We start from the raw sequence: 18,247 nt of genomic DNA on the forward strand, positions 1-18,247 counted from the left end.
AAACTAGGACAAAAGCAAATGGGCTTTGTCCTAGTTTTTCATCTTCTTTTAAATGAGTGATTAATTAAGGCACTTCAATATCGCCAGCTCCACTAACAGCTTGGCTGTTTTCATGACCGTTGTCTCTTTGGAAATAAAAAGTAGCACTTTCACCTTTTTTGACCGTGACATCAATCGCTTCTTTATGGGTATCATTTGGTGCTAAGGTAAAGTCAGCGACTTGCTTTTTCGTACCATTAGCATCTGTTAAAAAGACCTTCACTTGTTGATTTTTGAAGTCGGTGCCTGTGTAACTTGCCGATAAGTTCACTTTAAACGTCTCTGGCGCATCACTTTTATCTGGTCCTTTTGAGAGAATCACTTTGACTGTATCGCCAATTTTTACCGTCTGCCCCGCCCCCGGTTCAGTTCTAATAACCTGATCTTTGGCAATAGTATCCGAAAATTCTTCAGCTTTCTCATAGTCCAAGCCATAATCTTTCAACGTATTTTTGGCCTCTACATCAGACTTGCCGGCTAAGTCAGGTAACGTAATTTTGTCTGTCCCAAGGCTTACTGTCAGTATAATCTGGGTTTTATCTGGAATAGCTTCTTGACCATCTTTGGGTGTTTGGGCGATAACTTGATTTGCAGGTGCTGTATCGCTGTAAGTTTCTTCTTTTTTAATTTGGGCTTCCTTAATCCCTTTTTCCATCAAATCATTTACAGCTTCGTTGTACGTGTAACCACTATAATCAATCAATGCTACCGGTTTAACACCACGACTAACTGTTAAAACAACTTTTTGAGATTCTGGTGAAACTTTTTCTCCCTCAGTTGGGTCTTGGGAAATAATTTTGCCTTCTAGAACAGTATCACTGTACTCATCTTTACGGCTAATATTACTTTCTTGGAAGCCAAGATTTTTTAACATCCGTAAAGCATCATCGTAGTTTTCTTCTGTAACATCTTTCATATCGATTTTTTCTTGGCCAATACTTTCGTAAATCGTGATCTCTGTTTTTTCTTTGACGACATTGCCAATTGCCGGATCTGTTTTTACTACTCGATCGGCTTCCACCGTTTCACTGGGGATTTTTTCTACCTTGCCAGGTTTTAAACCGACTTGTTGCAGTTTTTCTTTTGCTGCGGCTACCGTCATCTCACTAACATCTGGCACAGTTACTTCACTTTTACCACCAGAAAAGAAGGCATAAGCTAAGCCGCCACATAATAAAACAAATAAAAGTATCGGAACTAACCACCATTTACGTTTTTTCTTTGGTTTCTTTACTTGAGCTTCCTCTTGTGGTTGTGATTTTTCTTGGGGTGGCGTTTGGGTAATTAATTCTTCTGGAATCGGCGTTAGTGCTTTCGTTGCATCATCCATTGCATGAGGTTGCCACCGTGGTTCATTTAAACGCTCCGGATTTAAGACTGTCGCCAAGTCTTCTCGCATTTCATCTGCAGTTTTATAGCGGTCGGCAGGATTTTTAGCCGTTGCATGTAAAACGACATTTTCCAATGATTGTGGCAAGTTATGATCAAATGTCCGAATCGCAGGCATTTCTTCTTGAAAATGTTTTAAAGCAATCGTTACGGCTGACTCTCCGTCAAAAGGCACCCGGCCGGTTAACATTTCATATAAAATAATTCCAATAGCGTAAATGTCTGACTGGTTGGTCGCCATGCTGCCACGAGCTTGCTCTGGTGATAAATAATGAACAGAGCCTAGCATTGTATTGGTTTGGGTAATCGACGTTTCCGTTAAAGCAATGGCAATTCCAAAGTCAGCAATTTTCACCACACCGTCTTCATTAATCAAAATATTTTGCGGTTTTAAATCCCGATGAATAATGCGATGTTGATGGGCCAGCGCAATAGCACTTAAAATTTGCTGCATAATCTCAACAACAGTGAGATAGGGAATAGGATAATTTTTTTTGATATATTGTTTCAAATCCATCCCTTTAACGTATTCCATCACTAAATACTGCATCCCGTCTTCTTCTCCCACATCGTAAACTGTCACGATATTCGGGTGAACAAGTTCTGTTGACGCTAGCGCTTCTCTTTGAAAGCGGCGAATCGCATCTTGATCGTTTTGGAAGTCAAAGCGTAAAATTTTAATCGCCACTTCGCGATCCAAAATCAAATCTTGGGCTAAAAAGACATTCGCCATACCACCGCTACCGATATTACCAATTATTAAATAGCGGCCACTTAGTTTTTTACCAATTTCAATCATGAGCACTGCCCCCAATTTCGATTAGTAAAACGGTAATATTATCCGCACCACCGGCGTCATTGGCCCCAGAAATTAATTTGGCCACTTTTTCATCCAGTGTGATGGGTTCATCAATAATCCATTTAATAACATCATCTGCTAGCATATTGGTTAAGCCATCTGAAGCAAGTAACAGATAATCGCCAGCTTTGTAAAAATGACTGGCAATATCTACTTCCACTGATCCTGGCATCCCGACAGAGCGGGTCAACACATTACGTCTAGGATGCGTTGCTGCCATTTCCTTTGTGATTTCACCAGAGCGCACCAACTCATTTACTAAAGAGTGATCTTCTGTCAGCTGGGTAATTTCGTGGTCCCGGACTAAATACATGCGGCTATCGCCAACATGTGCTAGCGCGAATTCCTCTTCAAAAACCGCCACACAAACAATTGTAGTCCCCATACCCTGCAGCTCTATTTTTTCTTGGCCTAAATTATACACAGCTTCATTAGCATTTTGAATTGCCGCAACAAACCATGAACAAGCTTTTTCTGGCGAAGTGAGGGTGGTTTCTTGCCATTTTTCCCCCATACCTTCCACCGCCATTTTACTCGCCACATCTCCGGCTTGGTGTCCTCCCATGCCATCAGCTAAAATGGCTAAAGTAATACCGGCTTTATTTTTAAAAATAGCTACATAGTCTTGATTGCTATTACGCTTTTTGCCTACATCCGTTTGAAAACTAATCTGCATCTTGCCACCTCATTTTTCCTTTTTCAGACAACTAATGAAAAAACCGTCTGTCATAAAGTCCTGTGGATATAACGTCAACATTTCATCTACTAGTTTACTTGTGATACGTTCATTTGCAACTACAGGTACCAATTTAAATTCAGGATGAGCTTGTAAAAAGCGCGCAACAACTTCTTGGTTTTCTTCTTTTAAAATGGTACACGTGCTGTAAACCAGCAAGCCCCCAGGTTTTAATGTTTGCGCTACACTATTTAAAATTTCACCTTGAATAATCGGCAGGCGTTCAAAATCACTCGCTTGTTTTTGATATTTGATATCTGGTTTTCTACGCATTAAACCTAAACCAGAACAAGGTGCATCCACTAAAATACGATCAAAAGTTCCTGCTTCAAATTCTTCATGAGCTTCTCTGGCGTCTAATTGTTGTGTCGTAACAACATCTTCTACGCGTAAACGGGCTGCATTTTCTTTAATGAGTTTCACTTTTTGGCTGTGAATATCTAATGCCGTCACTTTTCCTCCGGCTGTGGCATCAAGAAATGTTGCAATATGCGTTGTTTTTCCCCCAGGAGCAGCACACGCGTCTAAAACTTTCATCGCCGGTTCTATTTGCAAAGCTGGCGCAACGAGCATTGAACTTTCATCTTGTACGGTTAGTGCACCGTAATGAAAAAGTTGACTCCCCGCCAAAAAACCCTTTTTAGCAACAATACCATAAGGAGATACGATGCTTTCTTCTGCTTTTATTCCATCTTCTGCTAAAGTCGCAATGGCTTCTGCGCGCGTAATACTACTAAGGTCCACCCGGGCAGAAACATGACTAACTTCAAATAACGATAATCCTAATTTACGAGTATTTTCTTCACCAATTTGTTGGACAAATCTTTCTGTCAACCACATCGGCATACTAATTTCGGTGGCTAATCGTTCTAAAGGATCCTCTATTGCGGCAATCTCTGGTACACCACGACGTTGCACGTTGCGTAAAACGCCGTTAACAAATTTGCCAATCCCAACATTTCCTCGCACTTTGGCAATTTCAGTGGCTTCATTTAAAATGGCGTGATCTGGCACTTTGTCTAAATAAAGTAATTGAAAAAGTGATAGGCGTAATAATAAACGCACCCACGTATCAACTTTTTTAGCCCCTTTTAAAAAGGGGGACAAATAGTAATCTAATAGAAGTTGTCGGGAGATTGTCCCGTAAACAAGGCCGGTTAAAAGACGAGCATCTTTATCTGAAAGCTTCCCCTTTAAAATGGCATCATTGATTAACAAATTTGAATAAGCGCCGCCTTTTTCAACGCGTTCTAACGCATGCAATGCCACAAAACGCACTGATTTTTTCATGGATTTGGGAATTTTATTACTCACCTAATTTTTCTCCTTGCGCTACTTTTTGACCAACGCCATTTAAAAAGGCTTTGATATCTTGTTTACCTTTACCGGCAGGTTGCAGTTCATTCAGGGCTAAAACTGTGTTCTTGCCACAAGCTACCCACAATTGGTTTTTATCTTTTTTAATAATCGTACCTGGAACTTCTTGGGTCGTTTCCACTAGCGGTGTCACGTTCCAAATTTTCCACCGGGCACCTTCATAAGTTGTAAAGGCAATCGGCCAAGGGCGTAAGCCGCGAACTTGGTTATCAATGGCAACAGCTGTCTTTTGCCAGTCAATTTCTTCTTGTTGGCGACTAATATTCGGTGAAAAAGTCACTTCATCTTCTTTTTGTGGGATTTTCGTCACATTACCTTTAATCAATTCCGGCAATGTTGCCAAAAGCAATTCTCTGCCTAATAAGCTTAATTTTTCAAACATCGTTCCCACATCATCTGTTTTTGTAATTGGGATTTCCGCCTGATTATAAATTGCACCAGCATCCATTTTTTTGATCATTTCCATAATCGTTACGCCAGTTTTGTCATCTCCATTCATAATGGCATAATGAACAGGAGCACCGCCACGATATTTTGGCAACAAGGAAGCATGAACATTAATTGCACCAAGTCGCGGAATTTGCAATAATTTTTCCGGTAAAAATTGACCAAAGGCGGCTGTCACAATTAAATCTGGTGCCAATTCGGCAATTTTAGCCATCTCAGGTGAACCACTAATTTTTTCTGGTTGTAAAACTAACAGGTCATGTTTTAAAGCTGCCGCTTTCACTGGCGGCGGTGTAATGACATGCTTACGCCCTACTGGACGATCTGGTTGTGTGACAACTGCCTGCACGTCATACCCTGCCGCTAATAGACCTTCTAAAATCGGTACAGAAAAAGCCGGTGTTCCCATAAAAACAATTTTAGTCATCCTCATGCTCCTCCATATAGGTTTCTAAATCTTCTTCTTTAATGTAATCAATCACTTTATCGGTAAACAAAATACCGTGAAGATGGTCAATCTCATGTTGGATTGCCCGTGAAAGATATCCGTCTGCTTCTACCTCCAGCTCATCGCCTTCGCGATCATAAAAACGAACTGTAATAAGGTCGTATCGCTTGACGGTACCATAGACATGGGGAATACTCAAACAGCCTTCCACATCAATTGTACTCCCCTTTTTTGAAATAATTTTAGGATTGATCATTTCAAAACGTTCTTCTTCATCCAACTCGACAATCGCAACTTGCAGATTTTTGCCAACCTGTGGTGCGGCGATGCCAATTCCATCATGAGCCAGCATTGTTTCATGCATTTTATCAATCATCATGACTAATTCATCGGTAATTTCGGTTACTTCTTTATTTTCTTGCCGTAAGCGGCGATCTGGATCTAATAAAATTGGATAAGGCATATTTACTCCTAACTTTTCTGGTAGCATTTTTTGTACAAAGCCTGCTACGAACACTCGCAACTAAATAAAATTCAAAGGTTCATTATCAATTGAAACGTAGAGTCCTTTTTTCTGATCTATTTGACTTTCGTCTAAAATTTGTTCTAAGAGCGGTTTTAAAGCTGGCTCGTTTTTGTATTTAATAATAATTTGATAATAATAGCGGTTTTTAATCCGCATAATGGCACTAGGTGTTGGCCCTAACAATAACGCGTTGGGACTGAGGGCTGCTTGTAATTGTCGTGCCAATTGAAAACTTTTTTGTGCTGCTTGCACTTCTGTTTCGTGACTCACCGTTAATTTCACGGTGAAATAATATGGGGGGTACCCCGCTTGATGCCGCATGCGCATCTCTTGTTGGTAAAAACGCTCGTAGTCTTGAGCTTTAGCTAAAGAAATGGCGTAGTGTTCTGGATTGAAGGTTTGAATCACAACTTCGCCAGCCTTTTGCGCACGACCAGCGCGACCACTAACTTGCGTCAAGAGCTGAAAGGTTCGTTCACTGGAACGAAAATCTGGCAAGTTTAGGGCTGTATCTGCGTTCAACACACCCACTAGAGTGATGTCTGGAAAATCCAAACCCTTGGCAATCATTTGGGTTCCTAATAAAATATCCGCTTTTTTCTCGCCAAAAGTAGTCAAAATTTTTTCATGGGCGCCTTTTTTACGGGTTGTATCAACATCCATCCGTAAAATTCGCGCTTCTGGTAATAATTCTTGCAGTTCTGCTTCCACTTTTTGTGTCCCTGTACCGTAATAACTAATTTTTTTACTACCGCACTCCGGACATTTATGGGGAATAGCTTCTTCATGACCACAATAATGGCAACGCATCGTTTTCGTATCCATGTGTAAGGTCAATGAAATATCACAGTTCGGACAATCAAGGACATAACCACAATCGCGGCACATCATAAAAGAAGAATAACCTCTGCGATTTAACAATAAAACAATCTGCTCATTTTTTGCCAAACGATCTTGCATCTTTTCTTGCAATGTTAAAGAAAAAGAAGTCATATTGCCTTTGCTGTATTCGTCTTTTAAATCAACGATCTCAATTGTAGGCAAGTTAGCATTGGGATTAGCTCGTTTTTGTAATGGCAACAACGTATAGACTTTTTTTTGCGCACGAGCTCGGGATTCCAAAGAAGGCGTTGCGCTTCCTAAAATGACCGGACACTTGTGATAACGACTGCGCCAAATGGCCAAATCACGGGCGTGGTAGCGGGGAGCTTCTTCTTGTTTATAGGTTGCTTCATGCTCTTCATCGACAATGATTAAGCCGATATTTTCTAGTGGGGCAAAAATGGCCGAACGAGCACCAACGACAACTTGTGCCTCACCTCGTTCAATTTTGCGCCACTCATCATAGCGCTCCCCTTGGGATAGACCACTGTGTAAGACTGCCACCGCATCCCCTAAGCGACTTTTAAAACGCTCCACCATTTGCGGTGTTAACGCAATTTCTGGTACTAACATCATCGCGGTCTTGTCTTCTTTTAAAACCTGCTGGATAGCTTGCAAATACACTTCGGTTTTGCCACTGCCGGTAATTCCTTCTAATAAGAAAGTCTCAGCTTGTTTTTTTTTGTAAGCAGCTAAAATTTTTGCGACCGCCATTTCTTGTTCCTCATTTAAGACAAAATTAGTAGTCGTTTCAAACTCATGCTCAGCAAAAGGATCGCGATACGTTTCTGTTTCAAAGAGTTCTAGCCAACCATCTTTTGCCCCTTGATTCAAATGAGCAGTCGTTAGACCTAACGCCGTAAAATATTTTACTGGTAGTTCTTCTTTTTGTGCAGCTAGAATTTCTAAAAGCTGGGCTTTTCGCAAAGACCCCTTACGCAGCGTGGGGAATATTTTCTCAGCTTTTTTTGCATCAACTAATGCCTTCACCATCCGGACAGTTTTCACGCGATTTTTATTATGGACTTCATAACGAATATCCACAATGCCCGCTTGTCGAAATTTCATTAATTTAGGTAAGTGCCCATTTTTTTGCGCTTCGTCGTAATCAATTTCACCACTTGCTGGAAAATAGTGGGCCGCTTCACTTTTTTTATCCACTAAAAGAATCGTTTTTTTGTATTCTGCCTTCATCACACTCGGCAGCATTGTCTGTAAACAGGTGATTTTAAAGGCATACGTCGTTTCTTTCATGTAATCAGCCAAGGCCAATAATTCTGTATTCAAAACCGGCGCAATATCTAATAGGCGAACAATTGGCTTAAGCCGTTCATCTAAAGTTTTCGTTTCACTTATATCCACTACAAACCCTTGGATATGACGATTGCCATTACCAAAAGGGACTTCAACACGCATCCCTTTTTTTACCACCGGTTGTAAATCAGCCGGAATTAAATATGTAAACGGCTGATCTGTTTGCATCGTTGGTACATCCACGATGACTTCTGCTAGAGGATACATGTCACTTCCCCTCCTTCTCCGCTATATTCTACTAAAAATAGGAAAGTTTGTCTGTTAATAAAGGAAAATTTAGAAATTGCCATTAAACTACATAAGAAAAGCTTTGTAAACTCGCTTAGCGCTTAGCTAAGACCGTGTACACTTTAGTTGAATGGTAATTGCCAAAAAATGTGGCACGTTGTATGAATACAACATGCCACATCTTTTGTCTATATAAGTCTATAAGTTTTGTTCTTCACGAATACGAGCTTCTAATTCTTGTTGTTCTCGTTTTTGTACCGCTTGGTTTTCTTCTTGTTCCATTTTCAAACGTGCTCGTTTTACTTCTGGATGAGGATCGTTAACCAATGTTTCCGCATCGATTTCTTCTAGCGCACGGCCAACGTTTTTAACAGATTCAAATTGATCCAACGTTGGTTTAGCCCCTGCATCTAATTCATGGGCACGTTTAGCTGATAAAATTACTAATGAATATTTTGAGTTTACTCGATCTAATAATGAGTCGATAGATGGGCGTAGCATCATTTTGACTACATCTCCTTTAACATTTTAATGTATTTGCCGATCACGCGATCGACTCTAAAGTGTTCGCTGGCAATAATTTCTTTGATTCGCTCTACTGCAAGGAGCACTTCATCATTTACAACGGCATAATCATAAAGTGCCATCATTTCAATTTCTTCTCTGGCAACTTTCATCCGCTCTTCAATCACTTCAGCGGCATCTGTTCCGCGACCAACAATGCGGGATTTTAATTCATGTAAATCCGGCGGTGTCAGGAAGATAAAAACGCCATCTGGCACTTTTTCTTTCACTTGGCGGGCTCCTTGGACCTCAATTTCAAGAAATACATCTTTGCCTTCATCTAATGTTTTTTCAACATAAGAAAGAGGGGTGCCGTAGTAGTTGCCGACATATTCCGCATACTCTAGCATTTGCCCAGCTTCGATTAATTCTTCAAATTCTTCCCGGGTACGAAAATAATAATCGACCCCATCAACTTCTCCTTCTCGCATTGCACGGGTAGTCATGGAAATGGAATATTGAAAGTCATTATCATCACTTTCAAAAATTGCCTTTCGCACAGTTCCCTTACCAACACCTGAAGGCCCTGATAATACAATTAATAAGCCTCGCTCTGACATACTGACGTCCTTTCACTTCTTGTTTGCTGGTCAACTTTTACTTTACGCAAATTTTAACAGTGATTCTATTATAGACGCAAACGTCCAAAATTGCTACCTTTGAATAAAAAGTGCTGTTTTTTGTTTCAAACAGCTTTTTTATTGAAAAAAAGCTCATTTTGAGTAAAAAACCTTGGTAAATTTCCTTAGCTTTTGTGCCATCAGGGGCTGGTTTTTGAAAACTCGTTATTTTCCTTATCCTTTAAAAATAATTTAAAATCCCATATTGGATAATGTATTAACAATCGTCGTAAACTCATCTTTACGTTTTTGATTTGTATCGATTGGATCAGCGACTTCTTCAACATCCGTTCGCGTAATAAATTTTCGCTCCAAAATGACATTCGTTTCATTTACCATCAAAAATAATTGTTCAGGTGTAACTTTGACACAAGCATCTTGCCATGCGTCAAAAGGCGCTTGTTCAGAAGGCACCCCTCGTTTTATGACAGCGCGACCGGAAACTTCATGGAAAGTAATATCATAATATTTCATTTTAATTCATCCTTTCTAAACCAATTTTTTTATTTAACTTATTTTGGTATCACATACTGTTATTCAATATTTTGCACCTGTTCACGAATTTTTTCCACGATTGTCTTCATTTGTACGACAAATTCCTTAATTTCAATTGCCGAACTTTTGGAGCCGATGGTATTGATCTCGCGATTCATTTCTTGAATAAGAAAATCCAATTCTCTTCCTACGGCCTCTTCTTTTTGTAAAATAGCAGCAAATTTTTGCAAATGAATCGCCAAGCGATCCAATTCTTCATGGATGTCCCCACGTTCAATTAATAACGCCATCTCGGTTAATAACCGTTCTTGATCGACTTGATTCCCAAGATATTCTTGCAATTTTTGCTCGAAACGTGTTTTAAAGGTCTCTTCGAAGGTTTTATTAAATTGTTTTAACAGCTCCAATTGTCCTGAAAGTGCCTGTGCGTTTTCTGTTAAAATCGCTAAAATGGCTGCTCCTTCTTGTTGACGGCTAGTATTTAATGCCTCAGTCGCTTGACTTACGGCTGCCACCACGAAGGATTCTAATTGCGTATTATCTGCTTTGGCTTGCTTTACTTCCACATAATCAGGCAGCGTTATGACTTGCTCTAAAATTCTGGCCACCGATACTTGCGGTTCTCCATAACGAGCAGCCGCTTCTCTTTGCAATTCATTCACCAGTTTGTCTACAAGCGGCCAATGAATCATCACCTCTTTATTGGTATCACCCAGTTCATTAATGGTGACAAAGACCTCTACTCGTCCTCTTTGGACCGATTTTTTCACGGTTTGGCGAATACTATTTTCCAATTCATTAATTTGTTTGGGGTTGCGAATTTGCAAATCTAAAAAGCGATGATTGACACTTTTTATTTCGACTTCCACTTGGTAAGCTGAACTTTCTACGCTGGCTTTACCAAAACCTGTCATACTCTTCATATTTTTTTGGCTCCTACTCCATCGATTTTAACGCTTGTTGTAAAGCTGAAAATTCTTCATTACTTAAGGTGATACCTTTTCCCATTTTTTCATGATCTGGACCCCAGTCCCGCAAATCAAATTTAGGCGCTCTCCCGTTCCAACTCACAATATTTAATTCTTTGCGCCAGCCTTTATCGTTTTCAGATAAGACGGCAATTTCTTCTAAAATTTCATATGAAAATTCTTGTGCCATTTGTCTTCCTCCCAGTATTTCTTCTTTATTATAATACGTAATTTCCTAACAAACTATTTTCTTTCACGATAAATCCCTGCTAGTTTCCTTCTCACTAGCGATAGCTTCGTTACCTTTCATTTTAATAGCGCAATGAGGCAGCCTTACTCCTGATAATCAGCAAATCACTAAGAAATCTGCTGCATCACCTCTTTTACAAAGCTTCTGGATACTCACAAAACACGTACTTGCTAAATTCAGCGGTAACAATGCTGACGGCTAAATTTTCCAATAAAGTTTGTGGGAAATTAAACGGGTATTCTTTTAATTGTAAAAAAGATAAAAACAACCGGGAATCTGACCATGCAACTAATCGTTCTCGGTATAAATGCAGCCACTCTGCTACAGATAAAGTGGCGTTAAATTCTCCCATTTGACCTGCACAAGCCTGTTTTACTTGGGTTATAAAAAACTCTTGTTGATAAATTTCATCTGGCAAGACATTTAACCACACGCCACTAAGTTCTGCTATGGCTAAGCCGGCAGTTTCAAAGGAAACTTTTTTCCCATAGGCATTTTTTAACTTACGCCAAAAATAAGGCGCTTTAATAATTTGCCATAGTGGATGCTGTTGCTTTCGTAATTGCTTGCAAAATTGCTGCCATAATCCATTGAAATCTTCTTTTACAAAAGTATACCAAAAACCGGTATACCGCTGAAAATATTTCAGCGTCTCCAAATAGCCTAGCCGTAAATTGTACTTGGAACGCTGCGGATCAAAAACCAAAAAACTCCCCAATGTCCAAGGTGAAGATAACGAAATCGTAGCCACATTTGATGGGGGTTGATAATTTTTAGTGAAACCAGGACCTTTTACGTCGACTACAATGCATTCTGTTGCCCCTTTTGCCACAGCAACATCAACAGGTACATTATTACGATAACCCCCATCGATATAAAAATCCCCCGCAATCTCAGTAGCTTTCATCGCCGGATAAAAAGACGCAGAGGCGCCTAACCACTGGAGGGCTGTTTTTAATTGTTCTTTTTTAAAGTGATACACATGCTCACTAAAATCTGACAGTCGTGTGGTACAAACATATAACTGCTTTTTACTTTGTAACATTTTCTTTCCATCAAAAATTTTTTGCATTAACCGACTTAACGGTTCCGTACTCGCACCATTTTCCCGCAAAGCAGTAAAGGTAAGGGAGCGAACTTGGCGCAATAATAAATTTAAGGCGTGAGTATCTGCTGTGGCCGCGGGGAATTGCAATACTTGATCGGTACTTAAACTTTCCCAAAGTTGGCTAGCTGCCTTTAAGTCATTTAATAAAATCAAACCGCCATTTAACGCGCCCACAGAAGTTCCCGTTACAATGGAAAAATTAATTTTTAGCTCTTGTAATGCCCGCCACACGCCAATTTGATAGGCTCCTCTGGCTCCACCACCGCCTAAAACTAGCGCCGTTTGATACTGACAGCGGCGGCTAAAGACTCCTTTTTCTACGTGAAAATCATTAGCTATCAGCCAGTTAAAAACTTCGGTCGAAATTCTTTTAGGATCAAGTTCAAAGCGTAGGCCTGAAAAAAAATTCATGCGACAAAAATTGTCTACTAGTTGCAACAATCCTTTGCGACTACCACTTTGCTCGCTGTCCCATAAAAAATTGGTCAAATCAAAAAAATTATCAGCTGCCAACTTACCAGTTAAATAAACAGTCAGATCTTTTTTCCTTAACTGCCAGACGGTTTCCGCTTTTACTTTTTGCTTCATATCTGCTCTAGCTGCGCTATTACTGGCAAAAAAGAAGAAGATTTGACAACTACGTTTGAAAACGGGTTGGTAGTCAATAAAATCAGAGGGATATAGTTTTATCGTCTGCATTATTTCACCTCTTTTACTTAAATATGCTGCAAAATTTACGAAACCTGCTTATTTTTAGTATAACAAAAGTTAACCTAACTGCCTCTTGGTATGAATCTCATGTCTGAAAATAAGAAAAAAGGTCACATCTCTTTACTTGGCTTTCATAAAAAAACCAACAAAGACTTGCGACCTGTTTTATATTTAATAAGTTTTTGATTTCAAAGCAAAGGCATCCCGCATTTCTTTTGTTGCCTCTTTCACTGGTGTTACTTCTTTTAATTCACCTTGCACAATCGTTCGTGTTATCCCTTCAATTTCCCCACAGGTAATTAAGGTGACGAGTTTTTTCCCCTTAATGACATCTAAATATTGCACTTCTGTCGGTTGTACTCGGACAATGATTTTTGTTTCATAGGTGTAAATATTTTTTAAATCCGTTAAATAAATGGTATCACCTTTTTTCACTTTCTCTAATGGTGTGAATAATAAATCTGGCTCATAGGCGCGATGAGAAGCTAACGCATAGTTACCTTCCCCCATTTTTTGATTGGGCTCTAAAGTTCCCGCTCCCCACAACAAGGCTTCATTTGCTAACCCTTTAAAGATTGGTAGATTAATGCCAACTTTAGGGACCGCAACCCCACCAATTGTTGGTAAATTACGATTAGTAAATTGTGCTTTAAAGACTGCCTGACTGCTAGAAGGTACCACCGCATCAAAATCAAAGGAAGCTGGTTTATTTTGATTTTTTTCAATTTCTGCCGCCGTGACTTCAGATACGGCATATTTTTCACCGTTTTTCTCAATTAGAAAGTTTTTAATTTGATTGTTAAAAGTTAAACCCAATCCCACTAAAAGTAATAATAATAACAACAAATTAATCAGCCAATTTTTTAGGCGCGACTTTTTTTTCATGTTATTTTTCTCCTTGATTTCGCAATTTTTTCTACCACTTTCACTTACTACATCCCATTTGGTTTTACTGACCAAATATTTTCGTGTTAAATTTTTTTATTTGTTACTGTCATTTTAGCATATTTAGCTCGTGTTTTATACTTTGCCCTTCTTTTCAATAAACCTACCATAAAAATTTGAAAATCCAACTTGAACACAGCACAAAATTATTACAATTGGTTTGAAATAATTGCAAAAACGTGTTCTTGTTGTAACATAATCTTAGAAGAAAAGATACAAGCATTTTCTCACTGTTTATTGTAAAATAACTTAAAGTGATATAAAGGAGGAGTGGGCAAAATGCCAGAAATGGTCTATGTACATATTGATACAACAAGTAATGCCATTTTGGCCCGCGGAATCACACCGGCGGATTTTGTTCATGGCATTGTGCATTATCCTAGTAATTTACTTTTATTAGATCCTTCCTCAAACTACGGTGAATTTGAAGCACATACCGGTATGAAGATTATTCGAGGCAACGAAAGTGTTGATCGCTTTTTTGACGAAGTACGCAAAGGGCGCATTACCGAAGATTTAAAGTGGATTGATTTTAGCGATGCAGCCATGCTAAAAGAATTAACGCCGCTAGAAATTTCTGAGCTGTTATATTTTGGCCACATGAAAACGCATCTTCATTCACCGTTTTTTTATAAGTTGCAAAACAATTTTGTCTTCTTTGATTTAAAAGATGGCTTAACGCGAATTTACTATCGCTATTTAGACGAATTTTATCGTATTTTAGCTGACAAAATTACCCGCGTTGCATTAGGAAAATTAAATGATCGTCGTAGTTTTTTCAGAAAAGCAACCCCTGTGGAAAAACTTGATTTAAATCTTTTAAAAGAAATGAAGGGGCTCTTTCAAGAAGGAGTTATCTTCTGTCTAAAAAGCAGTGAAGTCGTTAATAAAGAATTTCACATTCCGATTTATTTAGTTGAAGAAAGCGGCTTACGCCAAAGTGTCACTTTCGGCTATGATAAACCAGAAATGCTGGTGGCTACTTTAATTTACAGTAAAGCAGAACGAAATTGGTACTTAAAACATGAAGACAACGATTTATTGTTAATGCCAAATTAAACCACCCACAACATTGACTGCAAAAACCAATTTGGTACTTACGTTACAGCAGCTCTGCTAGTTATCGCCAGATCTTTCAGTAATCACTAAATATTTTACTGATAATACCTTTATTAAAATAAGGCCTGCGACAAATCATTTGCCACAAGCCTTATTTTTTATTTTGATTTCGCCGCTGAAATGAAATGGCTGCGTTTTGGAATAAACAGTTGTGGTGCTACTTTCACCAAAATGCCTAACACCACCGCCACATAAATCGCATTTGCCAAAGCTGAAGCACCATTTAAGATAAAGGAATACAAGTAAGGGTTCATCCCTTCTGGTGCGTAGGCGCCCCAAACGAAAACACCTGCCCAAAAATGCCAAAACCAACGGGCTAAGGCAGCCACTACGCCCCCTAAAACAACATATAAGACCGCGGTATTACGCCGGTGTTCCACTGCTGTCTGGATTTTTTTAGCAAAAATTCCGCCAAAACCACCAAATGCAAAAGCAAAGGGATATTCAAAAATTATTTGTGGTACTGAAACAAAATTTTTCATTGCTGTCCCAATGACAATGCTTAACAGCCCCCAAACAAAACCAGCTGTTAGTCCTGGTATAAGGCCCCGCCTGTAAGAGTATAAAACAAGTGGTACCATCCCCAATGATAGATCAAAGGCCGAATTTGCAGTTTGAATCGGAATAAAAGATAGCGCCATTGCCGCTGCAGCAATTACCGTTCCTTCCACCCATACTTGTAATTCTAGTCTTTTTGCCATAAAAAAATCCTCCTTTAAGAACCGTCACGCAAAGTTTACGACCGGCAAAAACGCCGCAAACTTCTATTCGGGACAAAGGAGAAGTAGCACTTCAAACTTGTCACAATTCCTACGCTCGAATGATCGATACAGGTACGAAGGGTTTAGTAGACTTACAATCTCAGCCAAACGGCTCCCCTTTGTGAACGAATTCTATTTTGTTTTTTTACGTACTCAGCATAGCATATTTTATGTTATTTGTGGAAAGAACAGCTTAAAGCTGTCATGCTAGTAAGATCTACTAAAAATTAACTGCCGCTTTACCGCGTATAATATTCTCCGGTTGCAGGTATCACCACAACTTCTTGTACCATTTTGCCGTTAATTTGTTTACCCACAGTAAAGACGAAGGTTTCTTGGTTATCCACAGTTTTTTCTTCCCCTGTTAATTCATCTTCTTTTAAAGAATAGACTTTTTCCACAGCTTTGCTTGCTGCTTCGATTGTTTTCACAGGCTCGGTGAAAAGCTGAGTGCTGGCAAATCCATAGGGTGTCATTCGTTGACCATAATTACTTGCATCTTTTAATGCTTGTGCTGTTTTTTCTTTATCATAGCTGACAGTAGCCGTAGTATACGGCAGACCCGATTCATTGAGCGTCACTTGCCACTGCCCTTTTTTAATTTGCGTAATGGTAATGGCAGCTTGTTCATAAGTCGTCCAGTTGCGGCCACTTAATTTTACAGTTTGAGGATTGATTTGTTCAAATTTCCCATTTCCAATAATGCTATTGCCCTGTGCATCGGCTAATAAAACATTATTTTGCGTCGGTGCAGTGGGATTTAAGGCATCTTTTATTTGCATCAAATTAAAGTTCATTTGAAATGCTACAGTTTGATTATCTTTTTTTTGGGCTTTACCGCTGAAAACTTTGTGAACCAAATCATCTTGTGAAAAAGCTAGTGGGTCCTCTCTTGTTTGGCTTGTTGCTGTCGTGGTCTCCGTCTTATTTTTATCTGCTTGTTCTATGCTTGCTTGTTGTTGGGCAATGCTTGTAATCGTGTTTTTGGCTTCATCTACTTTTTGACAGCCGCCTAGTCCTAGTGCCAAAAAAAGGAAACCAAAAAATTTTATATACCTGTTCATAAATGCTCCTTATGCTTTTTATTTAATTTTAGCATAAGTTCTTTTCCACGTTTAATTTTTACCCACAACACAATCAGACAGGCCGCAAAAACTGTTTGCAACTTTTAAAACAGCTAGCGCTAACGTTGCTAAACTAATAAATAGAAAAGCAATCTGACCTTTAAAATAAGAAAAGCCAAAGGAATCCCTTTGAGAAATTTATACTTACTTTATAAAAAAACTCCTACCAAAATGGCAGGAGTCAAATGTTGCTTTATTTGGTTGGTTGTTTTGTTTCAAACAACGGACTAACGGGTTTATTTTCATGAATACGTTTGATTGCTTCTCCCATTAAAGGACCTACAGAGATTTCATCAATTTTTTCAATCCGACGATCTTCAGGCAAGTTAATGGAATCTGTTACGACACAACGTTCAATCGCTGAATCTTGAATTCTTTGCATTGCCGGGCCAGATAATACTGGGTGGGTACATGATGCATAAACACTTTTTGCCCCTGCTTCTTTTAAAGCATTGGCTGCAAGAGTAATCGTGCCTGCAGTGTCGATCATATCATCAATTAACACACACACTTTACCTTCCACATGCCCAATAATGTTCATAACTTCAGCCACGTTTGCTTTTGGACGACGTTTGTCAATGATAGCAATTGGTGCTTTTAAAAATTCAGCCAATTTACGCGCCCGTGTTACGCCACCGTGGTCAGGAGAAACGACAACAACATCATCCCCTGAAATTCCTTTTTCTAAGAAATAATTGGCAATTAATGGTGCGCCCATTAAGTGATCCACTGGAATATCAAAGAATCCTTGGATTTGAGCCGCATGTAAATCCAAAGTTAAGACGCGGTTTGCACCTGCTTTTTCAATCATGTTTGCAACTAATTTTGCAGTAATTGGTTCTCTTGAACGTGCCTTTCTATCTTGACGTGCATACCCGTAATAAGGCATTACCACGTTAATTGTTTTGGCACTTGCTCGTTTCAAGGCATCAATCATAATTAGTAATTCCATCAAATTGTCATTAACAGGACTTGATGTGGACTGAATTACATAAACATGAGCACCCCGAATACTTTCTTCAATGTTGACTTGAATTTCGCCATCACTAAATTGGTTTACTGAGCATTTTCCTAATTCGACACCGACCGCCTCCGCGATTTTTTCCGCCAAAGGACGATTTGAATTCAAGGCAAAAATCTTCAATCTTGGATCGAAATAATGATTTGACATGAGAACCTCCGCTTTCTTCTGCAATTAAAACTACTTTTGTCTGGTCTTCCTAGTAAATAGTAGTCATTTTTGCCTAATAAATCAAGTAGGAAAGTGTTTTCAAAGTGAATTCCATGAGAAAGACTGGGCAAATTCCCTCAGCCCGCCAAAAAAGTACGGGATTTCT

General features: G+C 39.2%; 17 protein-coding genes and 1 riboswitch. Of the genes, 1 reads left to right on the forward strand and 16 read right to left on the reverse strand.

What is annotated here, in order from left to right; genetic code table 11:
* Positions 1-64 precede the first annotated feature (64 nt).
* The 13 genes from pknB to JZO76_RS02365 form a co-directional block, all read right to left on the reverse strand.
* Positions 65-2,227: a Stk1 family PASTA domain-containing Ser/Thr kinase gene (pknB, locus tag JZO76_RS02305; protein WP_206902562.1), complete on the reverse strand. Its 2,163-nt coding sequence runs from the start codon at positions 2,225-2,227 to the stop codon at positions 65-67.
* Positions 2,220-2,963 carry a Stp1/IreP family PP2C-type Ser/Thr phosphatase gene (locus tag JZO76_RS02310; protein ID WP_206902563.1) on the reverse strand — a complete coding sequence of 248 codons (744 nt, stop codon included), beginning with the start codon at positions 2,961-2,963 and terminating at the stop codon, positions 2,220-2,222. The genes pknB and JZO76_RS02310 overlap by 8 nt, the downstream gene beginning before the upstream one ends.
* A gap of 9 nt (positions 2,964-2,972) precedes the next feature.
* Positions 2,973-4,337, reverse strand: coding sequence for a 16S rRNA (cytosine(967)-C(5))-methyltransferase RsmB (rsmB, locus tag JZO76_RS02315; RefSeq protein WP_206902564.1), 1,365 nt, complete (start codon positions 4,335-4,337; stop codon positions 2,973-2,975).
* Positions 4,330-5,274, reverse strand: a complete 945-nt coding sequence (gene fmt, locus JZO76_RS02320) for a methionyl-tRNA formyltransferase (RefSeq protein WP_206902565.1) — start codon at positions 5,272-5,274, stop codon at positions 4,330-4,332. The genes rsmB and fmt overlap by 8 nt, the downstream gene beginning before the upstream one ends.
* On the reverse strand, positions 5,267-5,758 hold the full coding sequence (gene def, locus JZO76_RS02325) for a peptide deformylase (protein ID WP_206902668.1): 492 nt from the start codon (positions 5,756-5,758) through the stop codon (positions 5,267-5,269). The genes fmt and def overlap by 8 nt, the downstream gene beginning before the upstream one ends.
* Before the next feature lie 60 nt (positions 5,759-5,818).
* Positions 5,819-8,224, reverse strand: coding sequence for a primosomal protein N' (gene priA, locus JZO76_RS02330; protein ID WP_206902566.1), 2,406 nt, complete (start codon positions 8,222-8,224; stop codon positions 5,819-5,821).
* A gap of 219 nt (positions 8,225-8,443) precedes the next feature.
* On the reverse strand, positions 8,444-8,749 hold the full coding sequence (gene rpoZ, locus JZO76_RS02335) for a DNA-directed RNA polymerase subunit omega (RefSeq protein WP_206902567.1): 306 nt from the start codon (positions 8,747-8,749) through the stop codon (positions 8,444-8,446).
* A gap of 5 nt (positions 8,750-8,754) precedes the next feature.
* Complete coding sequence (gene gmk / locus JZO76_RS02340) at positions 8,755-9,369, reverse strand: guanylate kinase (RefSeq protein WP_206902568.1); 615 nt, start codon at positions 9,367-9,369, stop codon at positions 8,755-8,757.
* A 252-nt stretch (positions 9,370-9,621) separates the two neighbouring features.
* Positions 9,622-9,903: a hypothetical protein gene (locus JZO76_RS02345; RefSeq protein ID WP_206902569.1), complete on the reverse strand. Its 282-nt coding sequence runs from the start codon at positions 9,901-9,903 to the stop codon at positions 9,622-9,624.
* Between the two features lie 59 nt (positions 9,904-9,962).
* Positions 9,963-10,847 (reverse strand): YicC/YloC family endoribonuclease, encoded by an 885-nt coding sequence (locus JZO76_RS02350; protein WP_206902570.1) that lies wholly within the window; start codon positions 10,845-10,847, stop codon positions 9,963-9,965.
* Between the two features lie 13 nt (positions 10,848-10,860).
* The gene (locus tag JZO76_RS02355; protein ID WP_206902571.1) at positions 10,861-11,082 is read right to left on the reverse strand and encodes a YdbC family protein; all 222 of its coding nucleotides are present in this window, start codon (positions 11,080-11,082) and stop codon (positions 10,861-10,863) included.
* Positions 11,083-11,275: 193 nt separating this feature from the next.
* Positions 11,276-12,949 (reverse strand): patatin-like phospholipase family protein, encoded by a 1,674-nt coding sequence (locus tag JZO76_RS02360; RefSeq protein ID WP_206902572.1) that lies wholly within the window; start codon positions 12,947-12,949, stop codon positions 11,276-11,278.
* A gap of 183 nt (positions 12,950-13,132) precedes the next feature.
* Complete coding sequence (locus JZO76_RS02365; protein ID WP_206902573.1) at positions 13,133-13,846, reverse strand: class A sortase; 714 nt, start codon at positions 13,844-13,846, stop codon at positions 13,133-13,135.
* A gap of 339 nt (positions 13,847-14,185) precedes the next feature.
* On the opposite strand from JZO76_RS02365, the gene JZO76_RS02370 reads away from it, so the two are divergent.
* Positions 14,186-14,965, forward strand: a complete 780-nt coding sequence (locus tag JZO76_RS02370) for a hypothetical protein (protein WP_206902574.1) — start codon at positions 14,186-14,188, stop codon at positions 14,963-14,965.
* A gap of 158 nt (positions 14,966-15,123) precedes the next feature.
* Here the strand turns inward: JZO76_RS02370 and thiT are convergent, their stop codons facing one another.
* The 3 genes from thiT to JZO76_RS02385 all read right to left on the reverse strand — a co-directional run bounded on the left by thiT (position 15,124) and on the right by JZO76_RS02385 (position 18,081).
* Positions 15,124-15,726 carry an energy-coupled thiamine transporter ThiT gene (thiT, locus tag JZO76_RS02375; RefSeq protein WP_206902575.1) on the reverse strand — a complete coding sequence of 201 codons (603 nt, stop codon included), beginning with the start codon at positions 15,724-15,726 and terminating at the stop codon, positions 15,124-15,126.
* 89 nt (positions 15,727-15,815) lie between these two features.
* Positions 15,816-15,915, reverse strand: a riboswitch (TPP riboswitch).
* A 110-nt stretch (positions 15,916-16,025) separates the two neighbouring features.
* On the reverse strand, positions 16,026-16,814 hold the full coding sequence (locus JZO76_RS02380; protein ID WP_242595743.1) for a hypothetical protein: 789 nt from the start codon (positions 16,812-16,814) through the stop codon (positions 16,026-16,028).
* A gap of 289 nt (positions 16,815-17,103) precedes the next feature.
* Entirely contained in the window at positions 17,104-18,081 is a 978-nt protein-coding gene (locus tag JZO76_RS02385) for a ribose-phosphate diphosphokinase (RefSeq protein ID WP_206902577.1), read from the reverse strand.
* Positions 18,082-18,247 lie beyond the last annotated feature (166 nt).

The sequence above is a fragment of the Candidatus Enterococcus myersii genome, from assembly GCF_017316025.1.
GTDB classification, from domain to species: Bacteria; Bacillota; Bacilli; order Lactobacillales; family Enterococcaceae; genus Enterococcus_C; species Enterococcus_C montenegrensis.